Annotated in this window: 3 protein-coding genes, 1 tRNA gene and 1 pseudogene; all 5 read right to left on the bottom strand. The window is 70.2% G+C overall.

Translation table 11 applies throughout. The features are described 5' to 3' along the window. Window positions 1-243, bottom strand: a pseudogene (locus tag FUT87_RS23230) (ABC transporter permease); the annotation flags it as partial. A 134-nt stretch (window positions 244-377) separates the two neighbouring features. After that, window positions 378-1124 (bottom strand): phosphonate ABC transporter ATP-binding protein, encoded by a 747-nt coding sequence (locus FUT87_RS23225; protein ID WP_255511983.1) that lies wholly within the window; start codon window positions 1122-1124, stop codon window positions 378-380. 83 nt (window positions 1125-1207) lie between these two features. Then, complete coding sequence (locus tag FUT87_RS23220; protein WP_091733968.1) at window positions 1208-2098, bottom strand: putative selenate ABC transporter substrate-binding protein; 891 nt, start codon at window positions 2096-2098, stop codon at window positions 1208-1210. Window positions 2099-2348: 250 nt separating this feature from the next. Beyond that, window positions 2349-2444 (bottom strand) — tRNA-Sec (locus tag FUT87_RS23215). Continuing rightward, window positions 2398-2778 (bottom strand): SelB C-terminal domain-containing protein (locus FUT87_RS23210; protein WP_186830719.1); only part of this gene is annotated, 381 nt, incomplete at its 5' end. The genes FUT87_RS23210 and FUT87_RS23215, both read right to left, overlap by 47 nt.

Genomic DNA, 2778 nt, shown 5'->3' with positions numbered 1-2778 from the left:
CGTCGCCAGCAGCGCCAGCGGCACCGCGATCACCCAGGCGAGCGCCAGCCCGACCGTCGCCATCGCCACGGTGCGCCAGGTGTCGGCGGCGAGCATGGTCAGGAACTCGAGGTCCACGCGCGGCGTCAGGAACTGCCCCGCAAAGCGCATCGTCGCGCGCAGGCTGCGCTCGTCCAGCAGCTCCCAGGGTCGGAACTCGCACCAGACCAGCAGCGGCCACAGCACGACCAGCACAGCCACCACGAGCCCGACCCGCCGAGCGGCCGCCGGGTCGCGCCGCCACGGCGCCGTGGCCGTCGATGACAACGCGCGGTCAGTGCCACCTCCGCCGCCACGACCACTTCCTGGGCCGTCGTGCCGTTCGGCGCTGCCGGCGTTCATCGGCACATCGCCTGCGGCGGTGCGGCGGTCATCGGCGCGTCGTCGGGCGTCGAGGGGGATTCATTCAGCAGGTCGGCGTAGATCTCGTCCAGCTGGCGGGCGCCGAGGCCCTGCGGCGGGCCGTCGTAGACGAGTCGGCCCTGGCGCAGCGCGATCACGCGCGGGAACAGGCGGCAGGCGAGATCGACCTGATGCAGGCTGCACACGAGGGTGCGGTCCTGGGCGCGCGCGGCGTCCTGCAGGACGGCGAGCACCCGCTGCGCGCGCTGCGGATCGAGGGCCGAGAGCGGCTCATCGGCGAGCCAGAGCCGTGCCTGGGACACCAGCAGTCGCGCCACCGCCACGCGCTGGCGCTCGCCGCCGGAGAGTTGGTCCACGCGCGACCAGAGCCGGGCGCCGAGCTCCAGCCGGTCCAGCGCGTCGAAGGCCAGCCGGGCCTGGGCCTGGTCGGGGCTGAACAGCATGCGCAAGCTGCGGGCCACCGAGGCACCGGGCAGCCGACCGGCCAGCACGGCGGTCACGACGCGCTGGCGTGGGGGCAGCGGTGGGTGCTGCGGCGCCAGCATCAGCGTGCGGCGCAGCTGGTGGCGTGCGCGTGAGGACAGCGCCCAGCCGTCCTGGCCGCCCAGGCGCAGCGTGCCAGCGGCGGGGCGCGAGGCCAGGGCCAGCGCATGCAGCAGCGAGGTCTTGCCGGCGCCCGAGGCGCCGATCAGTGCGACCTGCTCGCCGGGCTCGATCCGCAGCGACAGCGGCTCGATCAGCGTGCGCGCGCCGCCTGCAGTCGCAGGCCCTCCAACACCAGCAGGGACATCGCGCTCGTCTCAGCTCACTTCAGCAGGCCGGCGTTCTCGGCGGCCGCCTTGATGCCGGCGTAGTTCTCCGGCTGGGTTGGCACGAACTTTGTTGCGCGCTGCAGCTCGAGGATCTCCTTGCCTTCCGGCGTCGAGGGGCTCAGCTTCAGGAAGGCGGCCTTGAGCTTTTCCTTCGTCGCGGCGGGCAGGTCGGCGTGGACGCTCCAGTTGTAGTCGTAATACGGCGGGGTGGTGAAGAACACCTTCAGGGTGCCGGTGTCGACCTTCTTCTCGGCGACCAGTTTTTCCCAGACGGAGATGTTGAGCGCGCCGGCGTCGACCTTGCCGGACGCGACTGCGGCGACGGTGGCGTCATGCGCGCCGGAGAAGGAGATGCGTTTGAGGTCGGTATCGGGATTGATCTTCGCGGCGAGGAGGAAGGAGCGCGGCATCAGGTGGCCGGAGGTCGAGGAGGCGGAGCCGAAGCTAAGCGTCTTGCCTTTGAGGTCCTCGAGCTTGCGGATGCCGGACTGGGTATCGGTGATGAACACGGAGCGGAATTTTTCGTCTTCCTCGCGTTGCACGAGGGGGACGATCTTGCCGCCGGAGCGCACGTTCGCCTGCACGAAGGTGAAGCCACCGAACCAGGCCAGTTCGACCTTCTTGTTGGCGAGGGCTTCGACGGCGGCGGCGTAGTCGGTGACGGGGGTCCATTCGACCTTCACGCCGAGTTCCTTTTCGAGGTACTTGCCGAGCGGCGCGAACTTGCGCGCCAGTTCGGTTGGTGACTCGTCGGGAATGGCGGTCACGCGGAGGACCTGGGGCGGAGTCTGAGCCTGCGCGGAACCGATGCCGCTCGCGATGATCAGCGAGGCGGTGGCGATCCCCTGCAGCGCACGGCTGACATGGTGGAAGAGGCTGGACATCAGGGAGCTCCTGGGGGTGAGTTATCCGCAGTCAAAGAACTGGCTGCCCGAGCGGCGGCCGCATGAGCCAGCGCCAAGAGGACTGCCGGCAGTCAAAGAATTTGCCGCCCTTAGGGCGGCCGCAGTAGCCAGCGACATCGGATGGCCGTTGCGAGCGGCCCGAGGTTGCGCCGAGGAGCGGAGCCGTACTGTCGTACGGCGAGCACCGCAGGCGCAAGATCGGGCCGCGCAGCCGGCCAGCCGATGTCGCTGGCGGAGGGGCGTGGGGGTCGAACCCACCCAACGGCGCATGGCGCCATTCACCGGATTTGAAGTCCGGCCGATCCACCGGGGTCGTTGCCTCTCCGTTGTTGGGGTGTGGGGTGTTCGATGAACAACTGGCAGTCGTTCCGCAGCCGATGGGCGTCGCCCACGCGCCGGAGCAGTCCGACCTTGTCGAAGAACTCCAGCACCTGGATGGCGCGCTTGCGGCCCAGGCCGCTGCGGTCGCGGAACTCCGCGGCCTTCACGTCGCCGTCGGCTGCGGACTCCCTGGCGATCCCTGCCAGTGCCTGGATCGCCGGGGGCGCATGGTACAGGTCCTTCACCACCTGGAACAGTTCCCCGCGCTGGGCCAGCCGTGCCAGCGTCGTGCGCACCAGCGCCTCGGGCTCGCCGGCCTCCTTGGCCAGGTCGCGGGC

The organism is Mitsuaria sp. TWR114 (assembly GCF_007997345.1).
Note: the sequence above shows the minus strand (reverse complement) of the source record. Positions and strands in the feature narration are given on the sequence as shown.

Bases quoted from the DNA above. Each gene is read 5' to 3' on its own strand.
- FUT87_RS23220 (WP_091733968.1), bottom strand. From the start codon at position 2,098: ATGTCCAGCCTCTTCCACCATGTCAGCCGTGCGCTGCAGGGGATCGCC.